Origin of the sequence: Microcystis aeruginosa NIES-843 (genome assembly GCF_000010625.1) — a bacterium.
In the GTDB taxonomy this organism is placed as follows: Bacteria; Cyanobacteriota; Cyanobacteriia; order Cyanobacteriales; family Microcystaceae; genus Microcystis; species Microcystis aeruginosa.
The window spans coordinates 5,593,514-5,615,080 of record NC_010296.1; the positions used below are offsets into that span (position 1 = coordinate 5,593,514).

The window sequence follows — 21,567 nt, forward strand, 5'->3', positions numbered from 1 at the left end:
TTCAAGCCCAAACAAAGCCTAAACTGGCTTTGTAAGCGGCAAACACATCCCGATTCTCGGTCAGCCACTCAAAGAAACGGAAAGACATCGCTGTCCGAAAAGCTTCCAAGGCTTCCACAAAAGTGTTTAAAGGTCGATTCGCCCACTGCCTTTGCAATCCCCCAGTTAACTTATGCCACAGGATAAATGTATAGGCACAAAACACCAGGATAAAATGACGAAGTAAGCTTCGTTTATCCCTGACTTGATATTCCCTTAACCCTAACCATCCTTTGGCTTCTCGGTAGAATACTTCCACCCAATTTCTTTCGGTGTAAGTCCTCACTATCCACGAAGCTGTTACTGTATCTGCCTCAACTACATTGGTGATGAAATAGTCCACCTCTGTGGCTTTTTCCATTGAACTTGCATTCATGACGATCGCCAAGTTCCTTTCTCCTTCTAGTTGAGATATTTTCGCTCTGAATACCGCTACCCAAACCGTTTTTTCTTTATCTAGATTTAGGGTGATTTTCTCCCAATCCTTTTCTGATAGGCTTTTTGCTAGTTGCTCAAGCTGGATTGTTTCTTCCACACCCCCTTCTTTTTCAATAATTACTTTTCGATTTTTTGCCAATCCTCCTAAGTATTTTAGCTTTCTTTCTTCCAGGGCTTTGAGAAAATTTGTGTTGTTGCCATAACCAGCATCTATTAAGACGATTTTCGGTCGATAGCCTCTGGTTAAGCTCCGGTCAATTAAATCTATCGCTATCTCTGGTTTCTTCTTAAATTCTTTGTCTTCTTTCCCCTCGGCTAAGGAACTAGCCGGTTGATAAATTTCAATGTCTAGGGGGACACTTTTTTTGCCGTCGTAGAGATGGGTAGTGACGGCGACTATTCCGTTGTCTGTCTTGCCAATTTCTCCTAGGTACTGCCTGCCAACTCCGGCGGTCAGATTGCCACTTTTTCGATGTCCTGAGTCATCGACAATCAGGGAAAATCCTCGGGGGATTTGCGTCTGGCGGCATTGGTTCATCACTTGCAACCGACATTCATTCACCTGACGGTCTGACCAGGGAGATTCGGTCAAAAAGTGATGTAATCGGTTATAAACTACTCCGACGGCATTATTGGCCATTTGAGTGAGGTTTTTCCTCTCACTTTCCCCTAATAATCCTCCTAAATATTGTCTGAAGCCGTTTTTTTGCGCTTCGTTTTTGAAGCAATTGTCAAACCGCCGACACCATCGGTCAAAGCATGGGGGCATCGCGGCTGGGGTTGTCTCTTTCATCGCTGATCTTTCAACGTAAAGTGCTTACTCTTTAACGATTATACTCGATTTGATCTTTATTTGGCGTTTAAGTCCCATTAGTATTGGGAGTTGATTGATTCATCATAACCACAAAGACACAAAGACTAGCCAGTAGGGTGTGAAGCGCGATAGCGTAACACACCAATTTAATAATAGAGGTGGTGCGTTACGGCGGATTGTTAATTTTGGTTTTTTGACCGAATTGATGGCCGCAAATACGCACCCTACACCTAAATTAGGTGTGTCAGTCCACTACGATTTATGTTTTTGTTTGAGCGCGATCGTTTATAATCAAAATATCATTATTTTGGGTTTGCTGAATAAGTACGGGCGAAGCATTCGGATAGAAAATCTACCTTTTCACCGATAGGTTATTGTCCGAATGCTTCGCCCCTACAGGACGCGGGCCGATGAAGACGCAAGGTTTTGAACGACGATTCTCTCAAAATCTTGCACCTGTTTCGCGAGAAAAGCCCCAAAACCTTTACTTTGCCTACATTTCAAATTTATTCAGCAAACCCTATTTTGGAGTAAAAGAAAAATGCGTAAACAGACCATTCAATATACATCATCTTTAGATGCTTTGATTGCTGTTGCCAAGCGACTTAGCGTTTATGAGAATCAACATAAAATGGATTCCGAAGATTTTTATAACCAATACAATCAGGGAACATTATCAGATGATATAATATTTATAGAATGGGCAAACGATTATCGTCATTACCTTGCTTTGCGTCAAGAATTAGAACAAATATTAAATCATGCTGCTTAAACTTTTATCTGATTACCTCAATCAAGTAGAGCAAGCAATTGTGCAGCCAGTAGTGGACTGTTTCAGCTAATTTGGTGCAATAGATTCTCCCGATTCCTCCTCCTCAAACACAGGATAAAGATGTTTCAGCTTGACCCTAGCATCGCTGGTCGTAAACGTCCATATTACTGTAGATGCAGTCTGATTACGTTCTTTTTGCCAGGTTTCTATCTCCCTTTTCAGTTCTTCCTTGCTAGAAATCCTTCTATCTAAACATTGCCTCGATAAGACGCTTAGTTCAGTTTCGGCTACATTTAACCAGCTACCATTACGAGGTGTGTAATAAATTTCCAGTCTTCTAGCTAAACGATGAGCAACGGGTGCTGGAAATGCTTCATAAAGCGAGGCTATGTTATGAGTGTTGAGATTATCACAGACGAGCTTGACTTTTCGAGCCTTTGGATAGTCCACATCCAATAATTGACGAATTTCTTCTGCCCAATCTATTCGGGTTCGACTATCTCGGTTACTCACCCGTCTCCATCCTCGATGGGGGTCAAAAAACATGAACAAGGCTTGAACCCCTTCACGACTATAGTGATAGTCTTCTTTTTTATCTTGTCCAGGTTGCATGGGTATCGGAGGGTAAACTTCTCCAAGTAGTTGCTTTGATGCTTCATCCATCGCGATTAACGGTTCTTCTTCCGATGGCTGAGTGCCATACAGGTCAAGGACAACTTCCATCTGGGCAACAAATCGGGCTAAATCCTGTTCCGGAATACAGTATCTTTGGGTTTTCCAAGGGCGTAATTGGTTTTTTTTAGAGTACGCCACACCGTTGGACTGGAAATCTCGGTGATAATTTGTCTTTGTTTGAGTTCCGAGGTTAATAGTCGGATTGTCCACTCGGCTCGGCCAGATGGTGGCTCCGAACAGCACAGGGCAATGATTTGGGCGGCGGCGGCTCCATCAACTTTTGCCGGAGTGGGGGGAGTTTTTCTCGATTTCCGTTCTAATGCTGGTTTTTCGCCTTTTTGAAGAAATCTTTGACGAATACGTCCCACTGTATTTCTATGAACTTCTAAAGCTTCGCCTATTTCTTCATCTGTCCATTTCCTTTTCGCCTGTTCTCCCTCGTCACACATCAGCAAAATCCGAGCGTGGAGAATTTTTTTAGCTGGTGCATAGCCATTACGACTGATTTGTTCGAGGTTTTCTCTTTGTTCCCCTGTTAGATTGACTTTATCTCGCCGACCTCTTCCCATGATTGATGTCCTCTGCTTGTTCGAGCTATTGCCCTATTTTAGCTGAAACAGTCCAGTAGGGTGTGTTAGCGATAGCGTAACGCACCAATTTAATGATAGAGGTGGTGCGTTACGGCGGCTTGTTAATTTTGGTTTTTTGACGGAATTGATAGCCGCCTAACGCACCCTACGCCTACTTAATTAAACAAAGAAATTACCCACTGGAATGCTCCCTAAAGCAGGTAAAGTACCAGTAAATCCGGTGATATTCATTAATAAATCATTGCTGGATTGGAAGCCATCTGTGCTATCATTAATAACGAGGTAAGTTCCAGCGATCGCACCAGTTGTTACTTGCACTAAGGCGGCACTATTAACCGCTAATTCTTGATTACCTGTAGTGGCTCCATTGGCATCAGTAAATACCTGATTGACTAAATTCTGTAAAGTGGTGACAGTGCTATTAGCAGCTCGACTGAAACTACTAGGCGCACTCATGGGAAGTCCACCTTGAGTTAATAAGTCGATTTTATCACTATTGATGGCAAAATCTGTGATACGATCGCTTGTTGATATGGTAGATTGGCCAAATTGGAAGATGAAAGTATCTGCACCTAAACCACCGGTTAAGGTATCAATTCCCGCACGTCCATTGATTTGATTATTGCCACTATTTCCGGTGATTTTATTGTTACCAGCGTTACCTGTACCATTAATATTATTAGTGCCAATTAGTCTGAGGTTTTCGACATTGTTGGGTAAGGTGCGAGTAATTGCGCTTTGTAGGGTGTCAGTAATAATTACCTGTCCAATTGCTTCGTCGGGATTAACGGTAGCATTAACCGGATTGGAGAGGGTGACGGTGAAGACTTCATCAGGTTCATTGAGGTTATCATTGAGGAGGGGAATGCTAATAGTAGCGGTGGCAGTATTAGGTGCAATGGTGATAGTTCCAGTTTTGCTAGTGTAATCTACATTAGCGGTAGCGTTAATGGGTGCGGTGGTATAGTTGAAGGTAATTGGTTGTGGATTGGGGTTATCAACTGTGACGGTGAGGATGGCATTATTATCTTTACCTTCCACTACGGTGATGTCATTGATGGAGAGTTGCGAGGTGACACTGGTATCGTCATTATTAATTGTTCCCGTGGCTGCGTTAGGAGTACCTACTGTATAACCTGTCCCCGCAGCAAGGGCTAAAATGACAGTTTCATCACTTTCTACTATTGTGTCAGCAGTGGGGTCAACGGTTACGGTAGCAATCGCAGAATTAGCCTCGAAGGTGACACTGGTAGGAAGCAAAGTGTAATCGGTTCCGTTGGTTGCTGTCCCACCAATACTATAGTTAACCGTTAAGGGATTAGTTGTATCTCCTGTACGAATGAAGATATAGATGAGATTACTTGTCCCGTCTTCAGTAACACTACTAGGAGAAATCGCAAGAGTAATACTAGGAAGTATGAGATCATCATTCGTAATTGTCCCCGTAACTGGAGTAGTCGTACCTATTGTATAACCTGTCCCCGCAGCGAGGGTTAAAATAACAGTTTCATCACTTTCTACTGTAGTATCAGCAGTCGGGTCAACTGTTACAGTCGCAGTGGATGAACCAGCAGCAAAGGTGACACTGGTGGGAATAGAAGCGTAATCGGTTCCATTGGTTGCTGTCCCACTAACTGTATAGTTAACAGTTAAAGCATCAGTGGTTACTCCGGTACGGGTGAAGGTATAGACTAAGTTAGTTGTCCCATCTTCTGTCACACTTGCGGGAGAAACTGCAAGGGTAATACTGGGAAGAGTCGGACTAGAAACATAGCTAAAATAACTAGCAGTTAGACTTAATGCTGTTTGATTACTGATATAAGCAATCAGTTCATCTGCTTCGTTTCCTGGTTTGTTGATGTAGAGCTTAGTAGTGGAACCAGAAACTGTTAAGAGATAGTCACTACTTGAACCCCGTAGCTGAATTATATCATCAATGGTGCTAAAGTCGGCAATTGTCGCGTAGTCGCTAGTACCTTCAGTAGCTGTCAAACCGTCATCATAGAAGGTCTTTGTCGTATCTGCAAGGATAAAGCGATCGTTTCCTGAACCTCCTACTAAATCATCATATTCTCCTGTACCGCCATCTGTTCCTTGTAGGGTGTCATTCCCATTACCACCATAAAGATCATCATAACCATCTCCACCATTCAGGACATCATTCCCATTCTCTCCATAAATGTAGTCACCACCAGCATTACCTGAAATAGTATCGTTACCACTTCCACCATACAAAGTTTCATAGTAGTAAACTCGTGTACCGCCAAAAATGACATCATTATAATCAGTTCCCTTAAACCCGTTAAAACTCTCAATCGAAGTAAAGGTATCAGTTTCTGTACCGACAGTAATCGTCCCACTCCCAGCGGTGTCGTAGGTCATGGTTAAACCACTACTACCATAGCTGTAGTCAGCAGCATAACTATCACTACCAGCACCACCATTTATCGTGTCATTATCGCCTTCATCGCCGGTAAAGTAATCATCTCCTGCATCACCATTGAGGAGATCATTACCATTACCACCAAGAATGTTGTCACTACCAGCACCCCCATTCAGGACATCATTGCCATCACCACCATAAAGATAATCAGAATCATCTCCACCATTCAGGACATCATTCCCATTCTCTCCATAAATGTAGTCAAAACCAGCATTACCTGAAATAGTATCGTTACCACCTCCACCTGAGAGAGCGCCCCAATATTCACTTGCTGTCCCGCCAAAAATGACATCATTATACTCAGTTCCCTTAAACCCATCAAAACTCTCAATCGAAGTAAAGGTATCAGTTTCTGTACCGACAGTAATCGTCCCACTCCCGGTAGCGGTATTGTAGGTCATGGTTAAACCGCTACTAGCACTACTGTAGTCAACCTCATAGCGATCAATCCCACTACCACCATTTATCCCACATTCCGCACCCTCAACTGTCACATAAGCTGTCCCCCGCCAGAGACTTGAGTAAAAATACTTAGCTGGTGAAGGTTTTCTCGGTGGCCGCTAGGGGGGCTTTGAGACCCTAATTATGAAAAAATAGGAATTGTTGGAAAACTGAGGCGAGTGGACTGTTCGACCATGAATCAATCAACAGAAATTGAAGTCAAAAATCTAGACCATCTGGGATTAGTAGCCGGAATTATCGATGAAATAGGAATCGTTGAAATTATCAACGAACAAGTCTCAATTGAGCGAGGAGAAATTGTCACAGCGGGGCAAGTCGTGAAAGCAATTATCCTGAATGGATTGGGATTTGTCTCCCGAGCCTTGTATTTATTTCCTCAATTTTTTGAAGATAAAGCAACCGAACATCTGCTGGGAGAAGGCATCGAAGCAAAACACCTGAATGATGATAAAATTGGTCGAGTAATGGACAAACTTTATCAACTGGATGTTTCGGGTATTTTCCTACTCATCAGTTTAGCCGCCGTGAAAAAATTTGGTGTAGCAACCGAGAACTCCCATTTAGATTCGACTTCTCTATCAGTAGAAGGAGAATATAAAAAGGAATACCCAACAGTAGAAATCCTGAAATCAGGAGCAGTGGGAGAAGAAATTGAAACCAGACAACAGCCAATAAAAATTACCTACGGATACTCCCGCGACCGAAGACCTGACTTAAAACAATTTATGATTGACTTAATCGTAAGTGGGGATGGAGATGTACCTTTATTCCTGAAAGTAGGGGACGGAAATGAAGCGGACAAAGCGGTTTTTGGTCAAATCGCCCGAGAATTTAAAAAACAAGTTGACTTTGACAGTTTAATAGTCGGCGATAGCGCCCTCTATAGCAAAGAGAATTTAAAACTAATGAAAGAAATGCGTTGGTTGTCTCGAGTACCATTAAGCATTAAAGAGGCTCAAGAGTTAGTCGATAGCATCTCAGAAAAAGAGTTAACCGATTCAGAAATACCGGGTTATTCCTGGCGGGAAACAAGCTCTAACTATGGGGGTATAGAACAAAGATGGTTGCTAGTTGAAAGTCAAGCTAGACAAGAATCAGACTTGAAAAAATTAGAGAAAAAAATCGAGCAAGAAAAGAATTCTGCCCAAGAAAAAATCCGGCAACTATCCCGAAGAGAATTTGAGAATAGAGCGGTGGCGTTGGCGATAGCCAAAGGATTATCTGACTCCTTAAAATCTCATCAGTTAACGGAGATTAAAGTCAATCTCATTCCGCCTGAGTCTCAGCAGTCAAAACTCAAATCAAAAGACGATTTGCCCTCTCAAAGCTATCAAGTTCAAGCCGAATTAGAGTTGAATTTGGCAGCGATTGAGAGGCTAAAGAAACGAGCAGGACGATTCGTTTTAGCAACTAACGATTTGGAGAAAAAACGATTGAGCAGTGAGGATATACTCAAAAAATATAAGGGGCAACAAGCTCCGGAAAGAGGATTTTCTTTTCTCAAAGACCCCTGCTTTTTTGCCCACAGTGTCTTTCTCAAATCTCCCCATAGAATCGAGGTCATGGCCATGCTCATGGGCTTGTGCCTGCTGGTTTATACTATTGGTCAAAGACAACTTCGTTTAAGTTTAAAACAGCAGGAGACGGGACTGAAAAATCCGTTGGGTAAGTTAACTGACCGACCGACGTTACGCTGGATATTTCAGTGCTTTCAAGGGATTCATCTCGTCCGTATTCAAGACAATCAAAAGATTAGCAACTTAACGGATGAGAGGCGCAACATTTTGAGATTTTTTCCCAAACCTTGCCAGGAATATTATCTCTTATCTTGACCAGATGGATTGACTTCAAGGGGTGACAAAACAAAGCGAGCAACTGGAACATCTCCCCCTAGATGTTAAGTCTGATTGCCTAGTCATTCTCAACAAGCACTGTTTATTGAGAATGACCGGGGGAACTCTGAAATTTTCGGCTTAGTTGCCGGCAGCTTGCCGCCAACTCACTCCTCTAGATAAGTATTTTGACTCGCGCCCCTTCCTCTTTTGAGACGTTGTGACACTTAGGGTGCGGAATGTGGGATTTATCGTGTCATTACCTGCATCATTGGTAAAGCGATCATCGCCTGTATCACCATTGAGGAGATCATTCCCACTACCACCATAAAGTTCATCAGAACCATCTCCACCATTGAGGACATCATTTCCATCCTCTCCATAAATGTCGTCATAACCAGCATTACCTGAAATAGTATCGTTACCACTTCCACCATTGAGTCCACCATAATAATAATAAGATTCACTTTCTGTCCCGCCAAAAATGACATCATTATACTCAGTTCCCTTAAACCCGTTAAAACTCTCAATCGAAGTAAAGGTATCAGTTTCTGTACCGACAGTAATCGTCCCACTCCCGGTAGTGGTATTGTAGGTCATGGTTAAACCGCTACTAGCACTACTGTAGTCAACCTCATAGCGATCAGTCCCACTACCACCATTTATCGTGTCATTACCTGCATCGTTGGTAAAGTAATCACTTCCATCCCCACCGTCAAGAGAGTCATTACCATTACCCCCATAAATATTATCGCTTCCCCCCAAACCACTTAAAGTATCATTGCCATCTAACCCAAAAATATTATCACTTGCAGAAGTTCCCGTAATATTATCATCCCCATTAGTACCCGTAAAATTCGCCTGTTCTACTTGAATAATTTCCCCATTTACTATAATTGTTGTCTGGTCATTCTCTCCTCGTAAAGCGTCTAAGGTTGCCACATCCAGACTATTTCCTTGAACCAACTCCGCAAAAATCGCCCCCTCATCTCCGGCGCTATCCACCTGATTAATTTGGCTCTTCGGTAATTGTTATGCAATGGACGGGGGTTATAAGGGATGGAACCCTTATATAGAAAGGCATTTAGCGATTTTTGTCAATTATTTTTGATCTAGAGCGAACTAATCAATTAAGTCTCTTACCAGATAAGGATTTAGTCGATTTATGACCCCCTATCGAACCATACCAAGTAACGAAGAACCATTAATTTGAGCATCCACATAATGCCCAATTTCTTCTAAAATTACATTAACTATCGCTGCTGACGAGGCCGTATTTAAAAAAGATGCTGATAAATAAATCTTATTGGTACTACTGGAATATGCACCATTCGCCGTCCCTAAAACTTCATCACTGAGTACCTCAATTGGGGGAATTTGACTAAAATTTCGGCTTTTCCACTGCTGTTGTAGTTCTGTCGCCTTAACCACATCATAACTTGTGCCAAAAGCGATAGCCAAATTCGCCCAAAAGCCATCAGATTGAGCGAAATTAAACAAAACATCGTCAACAGCAGGAAGAATCGACAAAAGAGAGAGAGTCATGACAGTAACAGCAAAAGTTTATTGATAACAGTTTTAGCCTAACAATCCCCAATCTTTCAAGGGGGATATAACAAAAATTTACAGAAAACGGGTTTCTCGAAGGAACCCGTTTTCTAAGAAACCCGTTTTCTAGATATTGATTTTTGCCAAAGACTGCTTAAATTCTGCGAGAGAATTAGCGGTAGCTGCTAATTTAACAATCTCTTGTAATGTAGATAGTAACGAAACTTTATTCAGGTATTGTTCCACATCTAAAGGAACTTCACCTAATCGAGATTCCAAAACTGTTTTGACAAAATCACGAGCATTTTCTAACGCGCCAATTTCCTTACCAATTTCCTTGCCAATTTCCTTACCGCGTTCCATTCCTCGTAACTCCATATTACTCATTAAAGGCATGGTTTTTTCCTCGTCAAATTGTTTGATTTTACTCTCTAAACTTGACTGCAATTCAGGGGATAAAGTCATCATATTGTCGATGATTTCAAACAGTTTACTAAGTAAAGTAGTTATTACCCACACTACTTATTTATGATGATACTAAAAGACTTCCTACACTCCTCAAAAGAATTTACTATAAGTGCGGCTTTTAACATCTCTTCTAAAACCGAAATAACTGAAGCATCATTGAGACATTGTCCAATATCTCCAGGGATATCGCCTAGTCGGTTTTCCAAAACTTTTTTCACAAAATCACGAGCATTTTCTAACGCTCCAATTTCCTTACCGCGTTCTATCCCTCGTAACTCCATATTACTCATTAAAGGCATGGTTCTTTCCTCCTCAAATTGTTTGATTTTACTTTCTAAACTTGACTGTAATTCAGAGGATAAAGTCATCAGATTGTCGATGATTTCAAACAGTTTAATTATCTGTTCCCTCTCGAACTCCTTTTCATACAATCCCCTGATTAACTTCCACTTCCACTGTTCCCGTTGTGGCAGCTTCCCAGTAGTCGCTTTTGTTTTCAGGTGTGCCATGACTATTATAGCAAAAGGATTGCTACTTGCTTCTAGTTCTGTCCATCTTTCCTCATAGTCCAGTAATTTAACCGTTGGGAATTTCAAACTCACTTCACAGCCAGCGATAGTATAATTATAGGAATCTGGTCGCCAATTTACTCGTTCATCTCCTAAAATTGCCAGACTGATAACCGGTTTCTGATACAAATCAAAGGCCCGATAGTTATAAATATACATCCTCTGAGGGAAATTTTCTTCGTATTGACTTTGAATTTCAATATGAATCAAAATCCAGACTTCTTCACCCCTGAGTAACCAGACTTTATAGAGTTTGTCAGCGAAACGTTTTTTTGTCTTTGCTGAAGCGGTAATCCGTTTGAGTTCTTTTTCTAGGGATTCGGGAGTTTTTGTCCAATCAATTAATTGGTGAACTTCAGGAAAAAAGAAGTATAAAAACGCTTCAAAATACTCGGTTAATGCTTCTTTCCAGGGTTCATCATAATTGGCGGTTGTTGGGTTCATTGGAGAAGAAAATTACTGAGACTATTGTTCTAAAAGTTGATGCAACTCATCAAAAGAATTAACGGTTAATGCCGATTTCAGTAACTCGTCTAAAATCGATAATACAGAAATTTTATCAACAGCTTGCTCAATTTCTATTGGAATGTCACCCAATCGCGTTTTCAGCACCGTTTTAACATAGTTACGAGCATTTTCTAACGCTCCAATTTCCTTACCAATTTCCTTGCCAATTTCTTTACCGCGTTCTATCCCTCGTAACTCCCCAATTTCCTTGCCAATTTCCTTACCGCGTTCTATTCCTCGTAACTCCATATTACTCATTAAAGGCATCGTTCTTTCCTCCTCAAATTGTTTGATTTTACTCTCTAAACTTGACTGCAATTCAGGGGATAAAGTCATCATATTGTCGATGATTTCAAACAGTTTAATTATCTGTTCCCTCTCGAACTCCTTTTCATATAATCCCCTGATTAACTTCCACTTCCACTGTTCCCGTTGTGGCAGCTTCCCAGTAGTCGCTTTTGTTTTCAGGTGTGCCATGACTATTATAGCAAAGGGATTGCTACTTGCTTCTAGTTCTGACCAGCTTTCCTCATAGTCCAGTAATTTAACCGTTGGGAATTTGAGGCTGACTTCACAACCGGCGATAGTATAATTATAGGAATCTGGTCGCCAATTTACTCGTTCATCTCCTAATATAGCGAGACTGATAACCGGTTTCTGATACAAATCAAAGGCCCGATAGTTATAAATATACATCCTCTGAGGAAAATTTTCTTCGTATTGACTTTGAATTTCAATATGAATCAAAATCCAGACTTCTTCACCCCTGAGTAACCAGACTTTATAGAGTTTGTCAGCAAAACGTTTTTTTGTCTTTGCTGAAGCGGTAATCCGTTTGAGTTCTTTTTCCAGGGATTCGGGAGTTTTTGTCCAATCAATTAATTGGTAAACTTCAGGAAAGAAGAAGTATAAAAACGCTTCAAAATACTCGGTTAATGCTTCTTTCCAGGGTTCATCATAATTGGCGGTTGTTGGGTTCATGAATTACGACAACAGTTTTAATTGTTCTCCGCTTCTGGCTAAGAGTTTAAAGGTGAATGGGTGAGCAGTGCAGCACCCTAGGGTAAGATTTTCTTATTGGATTCTTGCCAAAGACTGCTTAAATTCTGCGAGAGAATTAGCGGTAGCTGCTAATTTAACAATCTCTTGTAATGTAGATAGTAACGAAACTTTATTCAGGTATTGTTCCACATCTAAAGGAACTTCACCTAATCGAGATTCCAAAACTGTTTTGACAAAATCACGAGCATTTTCTAACGCTCCAATTTCCTTACCAATTTCCTTACCGCGTTCTATTCCTCGTAACTCCATATTACTCATTAAAGGCATGGTTCTTTCCTCCTCAAATTGTTTGATTTTACTCTCTAAACTTGACTGCAATTCAGGGGATAAAGTCATCATATTGTCGATGATTTCAAACAGTTTAATTATCTGTTCTCTCTCGAACTCCTTTTCATATAATCCCCTGATTAACTTCCACTTCCACTGTTCCCGTTGTGGCAGCTTCCCAGTAGTCGCTTTTGTTTTCAGGTGTGCCATGACTATTATAGCAAAGGGATTGCTACTTGCTTCTAGTTCTGACCAGCTTTCCTCATAGTCCAGTAATTTAACCGTTGGGAATTTGAGGCTGACTTCACAACCGGCGATAGTAGGCCAATTCAAGTCTGAATTGCATCACTGTCTGATCTACCTTTATAGAATACCTCATTCGGGGTACGATAGTCAAGACATTTTCGAGGACGATTGTTAATCAAGTTTACGGCTCTTTCCACCTCCTCTGGCTTAACGATTTTAAAATTCGTTCCCTTGGGGAAAAATTGTCTTAACAGTCCCTTGGTATGCTCGTTTAATCCCCTCTCCCACGAATGATAAGGAGTAGCAAAATAAAAATCTGCTCCTAGTTTCTGACTCAACTCTTGATGTCCACAAAATTCTTTGCCGTTGTCACAAGTAAAGGTTTTTCTTTTGTCAGGGTGAATCTCTTGAAAAAGTTTTTCTGTGACTCTATTGATTTCCGATGCGGTTTTGTTTTTGGCTAATCCTGCTCCTAAAAATTTCGAGGCTTTATCTACATGAGTAACGAGAACTCCTAGATGATTGCCTCCAATCATTGTGTCACTTTCCCAATGACCGATTTCAGTTTTCTGGTCAGCAATTACTGGTCGCTCGCTGATATCTACACGCCCTGGAATCCCTCCACGCTTACTTTTTGCTCCGCCTCGACTCTTTCTTTGACAAAGCCCCCGGCGTAAATATTTCTGGTACTCTCCACATCCGTGATAGTTCTGATAGATCATTTGATAGATGGTTTCGTGACTGAGAGATTCTTGACTGGCTCTTTTCAGACGACCTGCTATTTGTTCGGGACTATGATAATCTTTCAATCCTTCTTTGACCAACTCTAAGGCTGACTCGCTGACATTTTTAAAGGGTTGTTTGGCATTTTTTCGCCTTGTCTCGCTTTGAGCTTGTGCTGTGTCAGGTAGATAGCAGCCAAGGGAACTTTGATTCCTTTTTAATTCCCGTGATATTGTGCTTTGATGACATCCGAGCCAGACGGCCATTTGCCGTTGAGATAAATTTCCCTCCTGACTAAGTTGGTAGAGCAAGTTTCTTTGTTCTATGTTAAGATGTTGGTGGCTCATTTTGGGTCTGATTTGTTTTTGTTAATGATCAGACAGTACCTGATGAGCCTTTCTTTGTCAACTCTTGAGGTTGATGCGTTTCATTTTTGAATTGGCGGTATAATTATAGGAATCTGGTCGCCAATTTACTCGTTCATCTCCTAATATAGCGAGACTGATAACTGGTTTCTGATACAAATCAAAGGCCCGATAGTTATAAATATACATCCTCTGAGGAAAATTTTCTTCGTATTGACTTTGAATTTCAATATGAATCAAAATCCAGGCTTCTTCACCCCTGAGTAACCAAACTTTATAGAGTTTGTCAGCGAAACGTTTTTTTGTCTTTGCTGAAGCGGTAATCCGTTTAAGTTCTTTTTCTAGGGATTCGGGAATTTTTGTCCAATCAATTAGTTGGTGAACTTCAGGAAAAAAGAAGCATAAAAACGCTTCAAAATACTCGCTTAATGCTTCTTTCCAGGGTTCATCATAATTGGCGGTTGTTGGGTTCATTGGAGAAGAAAATTACTGATAATATTGTTCTAAAAGTTGATGCAACTCATCAAAAGAATTAACGGTTAATGCCGATTTCAGTAACTCGTCTAAAATCGATAATACAGAAATTTTATCAACAGCTTGCTCAATTTCTATTGGAATGTCACCCAATCGCGTTTTCAGCACCGTTTTAACATAGTTACGAGCATTTTCTAACGCTCCAATTTCCTTACCTATTTCCTTACCTATTTCTTTACCGCGTTCCATTCCTCGTAACTCCATATTACTTACTAAAGGCATGGTTCTTTCCTCCTCAAATTGTTTGATTTTACTCTCTAAACTTGACTGCAATTCAGGGGATAAAGTCATCATATTGTCGATGATTTCAAACAGTTTAATTATCTGTTCTCTCTCGAACTCCTTTTCATATAATCCCCTGATTAACTTCCACTTCCACTGTTCCCGTTGTGGCAGCTTCCCAGTAGTCGCTTTTGTTTTCAGGTGTGCCATGACGATTATAGCAAAGGGATTGCTACTTGCTTCTAGTTCTGACCAGCTTTCCTCATAGTCCAGTAATTTAACCGTTGGGAATTTGAGGCTGACTTCACAACCAGCGATAGTATAATTATAGGAATCTGGTCGCCAATTTACTCGTTCATCTCCTAATATAGCGAGACTGATAACCGGTTTCTGATACAAATCAAAGGCCCGATAGTTATAAATATACATCCTCTGAGGGAAATTTTCTTCGTATTGACTTTGAATTTCAATATGAATCAAAATCCAGACTTCTTCACCCCTGAGTAACCAGACTTTATAGAGTTGGTCAGCGAAACGTTTTTTTGTCTTTGCTGAAGCGGTAATCCGTTTGAGTTCTTTTTCTAGGGATTCGGGAGTTTTTGTCCAATCAATTAATTGGTGAACTTCAGGAAAAAAGAAGTATAAAAACGCTTCAAAATACTCGGTTAATGCTTCTTTCCAGGGTTCATCATAATTGGCGGTTGTTTGTTTCATTATGACAATTTTAGTGGGTTGTTGTCAGAAGGCGATCGCTAACATAAGAACTAAGCAGTTAAAGTATTTAGGGTTTGCTGAAAAAGTTTTTCCTGGGGGCAGGGTGTAGGGTTTTAGCGATTTTGAGGGGGTCAATTACTTAATTTTCAGGGAAAAAGTCCCGGAATTTTCCACCCGATCACTCCCAGATATGGCACTTTTTGGTTTCCAAAAAGTCTAAAAGTTTTACCCAACAAGGTTTTTAGATTTATTCAGCAAGCCCTATTTAACCAATTGATTAAATCTTCAACCGTAGAGAAATCGAATAAAGCTTCTCTCTCACAAGTCCAGAAAACGGGTTTCTCGAAAAAAACCGTTTTCTAAATAGTTTCTCAAAGAAACCCGTTTTCTAAATAGAAACCCCTTTTCTCAGTTGAGATTGCTTCTGCGCCTTTTTCTGATTTTTCTTGCCAAGTACCGTGAAAACTGGGAGGGATAACACTGGGTAATTGCAGACAGCAAAGGGGGTCTTTTTCTAACTGCTGACTATCATAGATTCTCACTTGGCTGCTGTGATTATTGCCGTCGTAAACCACGACGATTAACCATCCCGTTTCTGGAGATAAACCATCGCAGACAAAAATCGGTTCACTTCCATAACAGTTATTTTCTAGATAAGCAATAGTTAACTTACCTGTGGAGTGATTATAACAAGCGGGAAGTCCGATAATTTCCCGACGAATATCGCTATCGGGACGATGGACAGCTAAAAAAGTATTTTGCCATTTTTGTCCCACCAGCTGCGGGGAAACCACGGGAAAATCACAGCTTAAATCCGAGAGAATTTCCTGATTAATCACCTTTGCTGATAGGGGATTAATAGTAATACTTGCTAATTTTCCGATGGCTAAGGTTTCGGTTTCACCCGTGGCAACTTCTTTTAAAAATTGATTAGTTTTAAAGTCGTCATAACGGACAAAAACAATTTCAAGATTGCCTTGGTCATTCACACAACCATTAGCGAAGTGCCATTGAAACCATGAATCTGTAACACTTTCACTGACTAATTGCAGAGAATCTCGCTCAAAAATTAGTATTCTTGTTCCTAATTCTGGCTGCCACTGCATGGCATCACTAAAAGTTTTAAATCCCAACAGTATCGATAATTTATCCGCTTTTATTGGTGGGACGAAAAAGACGAGATACTGTCCTGCTAAAACAAAGTCATGCAGCAGAGACAATCTATCTAACTCAAAAGTGTTTTTCTGGATAATTTGACCAGTGGAGTCAGACTTATAGAGATTTAAACTAACTTTGGCACTGATTGTCACCCCGAAATTAAAAATCTCTCCTCTGGACAAATCTAGCTTAGGATGAGCGGAAAAAGTTTCCTTTGCTTGTAAGCTAGATAAATTATCTAAGCCTAGGGTTTCTAAAGATTGTAAATCTAATTTATGGGGAAAACCCCCTTCCCAGAGAGCTAATAATTTATCGGGTAAAGCTAACACCGAGGTATTAGCGGCATTTTTTACCTCTTTTCCCCAATTATTCCAAAAGAAGCCGGGGGCATTCATGCCATAATTAGGAAATAAATATTGATTAGCGGCACTTTCTTGCTGATAACCGGCAGTCTGGACATAACGATAGGTGGCACTGACTCCCTTATCATGAAAATGTACAGCTAAAACTGCCCCATCTCCGTCAAACCAATGACCAACTTTCTGCTTACCTCTTTCTAATCTCCCCGGACCATTGCGATAGAGACTACCCCGCAATCCGTCAGGAATTTTCCCCGATAATAAGGTTAATTGCGTTTCAGAAAATTCCACTGCTGGTTTTTCTAAAGATTTTGCCCAAGCTTTCATAGATTTGTTTTTTACTGATTACATAGTTAAGTATAGCCCTAGGCTAGGTTCAATGACGATAACTTAGGCAGTTTACCAGTTAATTAGTATTCACCACAACCGATCAATTATGTCATTATAAAGTATCGGGATCAATTCCCAGATAACGGATATATTCAGCTAAACGTTCAGCTTTAAGACGCTCTTGTTCTAATTGTAAACTTGCTTGTTCAGCTTTAAGACGCTCTTGTTCTAACCTTTGAGATAATTCGATAGAAGTCAAAAATTTCTGACCATCTAAACTATAAATTTCTAACTCATCTTCTCTCAATTCAAATCGGATATTTAACCGAGGACTAACCCATCCCTTAATCTCAGGTATAGAACTTAATAGTCCTTTCTGTCTCAACCATCCTTGAAAATTATGATAATCGGGATCATAGAGATAGTATTCTTCCACTCCATAACGTTGATAAAAGAGGAGTTTTCGCTCCATTTCTTCTAAACTATTAGAAGGGGAGAGAATTTCAAAGACCACTTGAGGAGCGATGTTATCTTCTTGCCATTGTTTATAGGAACCCCTTCTTCCTTTCGGACGACCAAATACTACCATAACATCGGGAGCAACTGGTCCGGTAATTTTTTTATCTTGGACGGGATACCAGAGGAGATCTCCCGCAATAAAAACGTTAGGAGAATTAGCAAAGAGAATCTCAAGATTTTCTTTAATTTTCACGATCCATTCGTATTGTTCGGTATTATCGGCCATGGGTTTACCGTCACTATCGGGGTATTCAATATCTGGATCAATAGCTGGTGTAAAGGTCATAATTTCTGCTCCTTTAAATATTCATAAAGTCTCGGGATCAATTCCCAGAGAACGGATATATTCAGCTAAACGTTCAGCTTTAAGACGCTCCTGTTCTAATTGTAAACTTGCTTGTTCTAATTGTAAACTTGCTTGTTCAGCTTTAAGACGTTCTTGTTCCAATTGTAACCTTGCTTGTTCAGCTTTTTGGGATAACTCGATAGAACTTAAAAATTTCTGACCATCTAAACTATAAATTTCTAACTCATCTTCTCTCAATTCAAATCGGATATTTAACCGAGGACTAACCCATCCCTTAATCTCAGGTATAGAACTTAATAGTCCTTCCCGTCTCAACCATCCTTGAAAATTATGAGAATCCGGATCATAGAGATAGTATTCTTCCACTCCATAACGTTGATAAAAGAGTAGTTTTCGCTCCATTTCTTCTAAACTATTAGAAGGGGAGAGAATTTCAAAGACCACTTGAGGAGCGATGTTATCTTCTTGCCATTGTTTATAGGAACCCCTTCTTCCTTTCGGACGACCAAATACCACCATAACATCGGGAGCAACCGGTCCAGTAATTTTCTTATCTTGGACGGGATACCAGAGCAAATCCCCCGCAATAAAAACGTTAGGAGAATCAGCAAAGAGAATCTCAAGGTTTTCTTTGATTTTCACGATCCATTCGTATTGTTCGGTATTATCGGCCATGGGTTTACCGTCACTATCGGGGTATTCAATATCCGGATCAATAGCTGGTGTAAAGGTCATAATTTCTGCTCCTTTCAATATTCATAAAGTCTCGGGATTAATTCCCAGAGAACGGATATATTCAGCTAAACGTTCAGCTTTTTGGGATAACTCGATAGAACTTAAAAATTTCTGACCATCTAAACTATAAATTTCTAACTCATCTTCTCTCAATTCAAATCGGATATTTAACCGAGGACTAACCCATCCCTTAATCTCAGGTATAGAACTTAATAGTCCTTCCCGTCTCAACCATCCTTGAAAATTATGAGAATCCGGATCATAGAGATAGTATTCTTCCACTCCATAACGTTGATAAAAGAGTAGTTTTCGCTCCATTTCTTCTAAACTATTAGAAGGGGAGAGAATTTCAAAGACCACTTGAGGAGCGATGTTATCTTCTTGCCATTGTTTATAGGAACCCCTTCTTCCTTTCGGACGACCAAATACTACCATAACATCGGGAGCAACCGGTCCGGTAATTTTCTTATCTTGGACGGGATACCAGAGCAAATCCCCCGCAATAAAAACGTTAGGAGAATTAGCAAAGAGAATCTCAAGGTTTTCTTTAATCTTCACGATCCATTCGTATTGTTCGGTATTATCGGCCATGGGTTTACCGTCACTATCGGGGTATTCAATATCTGGATCAATAGCTGGTATAAAGGTCATAATTTCTGCTCCTTTCAATATTCATAAAGTCTCGGGATTAATTCCCAGAGAACGGATATATTCAGCTAAACGTTCAGCTTTAAGACGCTCCTGTTCTAATTGTAAACTTGCTTGTTCAGCTTTAAGACGCTCCTGTTCTAATTGTAAACTTGCTTGTTCAGCTTTAAGACGCTCCTGTTCTAATTGTAAACTTGCTTGTTCAGCTTTAAGACGCTCTTGTTCTAACCTTTCAGATAACTCAATAGAAGTCAAAAATTTCTGACCATCTAAACTATAAATTTCTAACTCATCTCCTCTCAATTCAAATCGGATATTTAACCGGGGACTAACCCATCCCTTAATCTCAGGTATAGAACTTAATAGTCCTTCCTGTCTCAACCATCCTTGAAAATTATGAGAATCCGGATCATAGAGATAGTATTCTTCCACTCCATAACGTTGATAAAAGAGGAGTTTTCGCTCCATTTCTTCTAAACTATTAGAAGGGGAGAGAATTTCAAAGACCACTTGAGGAGCGATGTTATCTTCTTGCCATTGTTTATAGGAACCCCTTCTTCCTTTCGGACGACCAAATACTACCATAACATCGGGAGCAACTGGTCCGGTAATTTTTTTATCTTGGACGGGATACCAGAGGAGATCTCCCGCAATAAAAACGTTAGGAGAATTAGCAAAGAGAATCTCAAGATTTTCTTTAATTTTCACGATCCATTCGTATTGTTCGGTATTATCGGCCATGGGTTTACCGTCACTATCGGGGTATTCAATATCCGGATCAATAGCTGGTGTAAAGGTCATAATTTATACTCTGAGGTTATTTGTCTGAAAATTATAATTCTAGCAGTGAGGTTAACTTTCCCCTGTAGTCCCAAAATAACATCGCCAATAACGTTGATCAAAAGGTTTGTGTACTTTTGTTAAAAAGTAAAAGTTTTTTTTGACAAAAAGAACGACTTGTGCTATGGTAGAATTCTCTAACTTGGCAAAAATTCCCCAGACTAGAAGCCGATCGAACGATAGCGATCGAGGGTTATAATCGAGCCATTACCCCGCGCTCCCAGTCGGGAAGATAAATCTATGATGACCGCTCTCTACGAGGAAGATTTTGTTCTCTGGACGGAAAAAACCGCCGAACTGTTAAAGCGAAAAGAGTTTGACCGGGTGGACTGGGAAAACCTGATCGAGGAAGTGGAGTGCATGGGAAAAAGCGAGAGACAGGCAATAACGAGTTTATTAACCGTTTTAATCGAACACTTACTCAAACTATCCTATTGGGAATCGGAAAAAGAACGGAATGCCCGTCACTGGATAGTGGAGATCGCGGCTTTCCGAGCGCAATTAGAACAAAAAATAGATAGTGCCACCCTCGTCAACCATGCCCGCGATTCTTGGGACAAAGCCTATGTAACCGCCAGAAAATCCCTGATTAATGCGCGTATAGTCGATAAAAATGCGATTCCCCTAGAGTCTATATTCACCCTCGAACAGGTATTAGACGGGGATTGGTTCCCCATCGATATCGAACCTTTTCTGGAAACCCGCCCATAAAAAATTTTTCGCTATTTTATCCCAAGTAAACTAACTTTATTTACCATAGAAATAGAGAGTTTTCCTAGTAATTAGCCTCCTGAGGATAACTACCTGAGATCGATCAAAATGGGATTTAATAAAAATAAGGCCGCATGACTAGCCATTTCTTCTGATAAATAAATCTTTTTATATTTAATAATCCCCGTTTCCAGAAAAGAATCCCTTAACATTGCTTTTGTCCCACTATTAAAATCCGCTTCGTAAAAAACTTCTTTAATTCCCGAAGAAATAATTAGTTTTAAGCAGGAAATACAGGGTTCTAAAGTAACGTAAATACTAGCCCCTTGGGTAGAAATACCGTGTTTGGCCGCTTGAGCGATCGCATTAGCTTCGGCATGAATTGCCCGAGAGGGAATTTCTCCGGATTCTCGACAGGTTCCCAAACCGGGATAACAAAAACCCTGGGCAGTACAATGAACCGTTCCTGATGGGGAACCATTGTACCCCGTGGCTAAAACCTGCCGATCTTTGACAATTACCGCACCGACGGGAAAAGCTAAACAGGTGGATCTGGTGGCGGCTAATTTAGCGATCATTAAAAAATATTCGTCCCAAGTCGGTCTTTTTTCTTCAGAGTTGATCACGGTTTCATACCAAGCTAGAAAAAGCGAAAAAGAGGGGGTTATCT

Annotated in this window: 16 protein-coding genes and 5 pseudogenes; 3 read left to right on the forward strand and 18 right to left on the reverse strand. The window is 40.5% G+C overall.

Going from position 1 to position 21,567, the window contains the following annotated elements:
- Position 1 precedes the first annotated feature (1 nt).
- Positions 2 to 1,270 carry an IS701-like element ISMae34 family transposase gene (locus MAE_RS26380; protein WP_012264345.1) on the reverse strand — a complete coding sequence of 423 codons (1,269 nt, stop codon included), beginning with the start codon at positions 1,268 to 1,270 and terminating at the stop codon, positions 2 to 4.
- A gap of 562 nt (positions 1,271 to 1,832) precedes the next feature.
- On the opposite strand from MAE_RS26380, the gene tumA reads away from it, so the two are divergent.
- Entirely contained in the window at positions 1,833 to 2,063 is a 231-nt protein-coding gene (gene tumA / locus MAE_RS26385; RefSeq protein WP_002771674.1) for an antitoxin TumA, read from the forward strand.
- 66 nt (positions 2,064 to 2,129) lie between these two features.
- On the opposite strand, the gene MAE_RS31185 is transcribed toward tumA, so the two are convergent.
- Positions 2,130 to 3,307 (reverse strand): IS630-like element ISMae25 family transposase gene (locus MAE_RS31185; protein ID WP_125730803.1). Its coding sequence is split into 2 segments (ribosomal slippage): positions 2,130 to 2,866 and positions 2,866 to 3,307, totalling 1,179 coding nucleotides; the frame shifts between segments, so codons are not numbered across the junction.
- Between the two features lie 180 nt (positions 3,308 to 3,487).
- Entirely contained in the window at positions 3,488 to 6,172 is a 2,685-nt protein-coding gene (locus tag MAE_RS26400; RefSeq protein WP_012268208.1) for a beta strand repeat-containing protein, read from the reverse strand.
- 234 nt (positions 6,173 to 6,406) lie between these two features.
- Between MAE_RS26400 and MAE_RS26405 the strand changes: the two genes are divergently transcribed.
- Positions 6,407 to 8,065, forward strand: a complete 1,659-nt coding sequence (locus tag MAE_RS26405) for an IS1634 family transposase (protein ID WP_012267424.1) — start codon at positions 6,407 to 6,409, stop codon at positions 8,063 to 8,065.
- Between the two features lie 246 nt (positions 8,066 to 8,311).
- Here MAE_RS26405 and MAE_RS27840 read toward each other — a convergent pair.
- From MAE_RS27840 to MAE_RS26470, 14 genes and pseudogenes are all read right to left on the reverse strand, one after another.
- Positions 8,312 to 9,070: pseudogene (locus MAE_RS27840) on the reverse strand (calcium-binding protein); the annotation flags it as partial.
- Positions 9,071 to 9,271: 201 nt separating this feature from the next.
- A pseudogene (locus MAE_RS27845) lies at positions 9,272 to 9,610 on the reverse strand (calcium-binding protein); the annotation flags it as partial.
- Between the two features lie 129 nt (positions 9,611 to 9,739).
- Positions 9,740 to 10,105 (reverse strand): annotated as a pseudogene (locus MAE_RS26415) (hypothetical protein); the annotation flags it as partial.
- A gap of 26 nt (positions 10,106 to 10,131) precedes the next feature.
- A complete protein-coding gene (locus MAE_RS26420) occupies positions 10,132 to 11,094 on the reverse strand; it encodes a hypothetical protein (RefSeq protein ID WP_012268212.1) in 963 nt (320 codons plus the stop codon).
- A 21-nt stretch (positions 11,095 to 11,115) separates the two neighbouring features.
- Positions 11,116 to 12,138 carry a hypothetical protein gene (locus MAE_RS26425; RefSeq protein WP_012268213.1) on the reverse strand — a complete coding sequence of 341 codons (1,023 nt, stop codon included), beginning with the start codon at positions 12,136 to 12,138 and terminating at the stop codon, positions 11,116 to 11,118.
- Between the two features lie 93 nt (positions 12,139 to 12,231).
- Positions 12,232 to 12,807, reverse strand: a pseudogene (locus MAE_RS26430) (hypothetical protein); the annotation flags it as partial.
- 8 nt (positions 12,808 to 12,815) lie between these two features.
- Complete coding sequence (locus tag MAE_RS26435; protein ID WP_012265332.1) at positions 12,816 to 13,802, reverse strand: IS30-like element ISMae39 family transposase; 987 nt, start codon at positions 13,800 to 13,802, stop codon at positions 12,816 to 12,818.
- Positions 13,803 to 13,898: 96 nt separating this feature from the next.
- Positions 13,899 to 14,294 (reverse strand): annotated as a pseudogene (locus MAE_RS26440) (Rpn family recombination-promoting nuclease/putative transposase); the annotation flags it as partial.
- A gap of 12 nt (positions 14,295 to 14,306) precedes the next feature.
- Positions 14,307 to 15,290 carry an Rpn family recombination-promoting nuclease/putative transposase gene (locus tag MAE_RS26445; RefSeq protein ID WP_012268216.1) on the reverse strand — a complete coding sequence of 328 codons (984 nt, stop codon included), beginning with the start codon at positions 15,288 to 15,290 and terminating at the stop codon, positions 14,307 to 14,309.
- Between the two features lie 371 nt (positions 15,291 to 15,661).
- The gene (locus tag MAE_RS26450) at positions 15,662 to 17,134 is read right to left on the reverse strand and encodes a carotenoid oxygenase family protein (protein WP_012268217.1); all 1,473 of its coding nucleotides are present in this window, start codon (positions 17,132 to 17,134) and stop codon (positions 15,662 to 15,664) included.
- A 115-nt stretch (positions 17,135 to 17,249) separates the two neighbouring features.
- Entirely contained in the window at positions 17,250 to 17,942 is a 693-nt protein-coding gene (locus tag MAE_RS26455) for a Uma2 family endonuclease (protein WP_012268218.1), read from the reverse strand.
- A gap of 21 nt (positions 17,943 to 17,963) precedes the next feature.
- Positions 17,964 to 18,698, reverse strand: a complete 735-nt coding sequence (locus tag MAE_RS26460; RefSeq protein ID WP_012268219.1) for a Uma2 family endonuclease — start codon at positions 18,696 to 18,698, stop codon at positions 17,964 to 17,966.
- Positions 18,699 to 18,719: 21 nt separating this feature from the next.
- Positions 18,720 to 19,349: a Uma2 family endonuclease gene (locus MAE_RS26465; protein ID WP_012268220.1), complete on the reverse strand. Its 630-nt coding sequence runs from the start codon at positions 19,347 to 19,349 to the stop codon at positions 18,720 to 18,722.
- A 21-nt stretch (positions 19,350 to 19,370) separates the two neighbouring features.
- Positions 19,371 to 20,147: a Uma2 family endonuclease gene (locus MAE_RS26470; RefSeq protein WP_012268221.1), complete on the reverse strand. Its 777-nt coding sequence runs from the start codon at positions 20,145 to 20,147 to the stop codon at positions 19,371 to 19,373.
- Between the two features lie 279 nt (positions 20,148 to 20,426).
- On the opposite strand from MAE_RS26470, the gene MAE_RS26475 reads away from it, so the two are divergent.
- Positions 20,427 to 20,897, forward strand: a complete 471-nt coding sequence (locus tag MAE_RS26475; protein ID WP_002796644.1) for a DUF29 domain-containing protein — start codon at positions 20,427 to 20,429, stop codon at positions 20,895 to 20,897.
- Positions 20,898 to 20,986: 89 nt separating this feature from the next.
- Here the strand turns inward: MAE_RS26475 and MAE_RS26480 are convergent, their stop codons facing one another.
- Positions 20,987 to 21,523, reverse strand: a complete 537-nt coding sequence (locus MAE_RS26480) for a deoxycytidylate deaminase (RefSeq protein WP_012268223.1) — start codon at positions 21,521 to 21,523, stop codon at positions 20,987 to 20,989.
- Positions 21,524 to 21,567 lie beyond the last annotated feature (44 nt).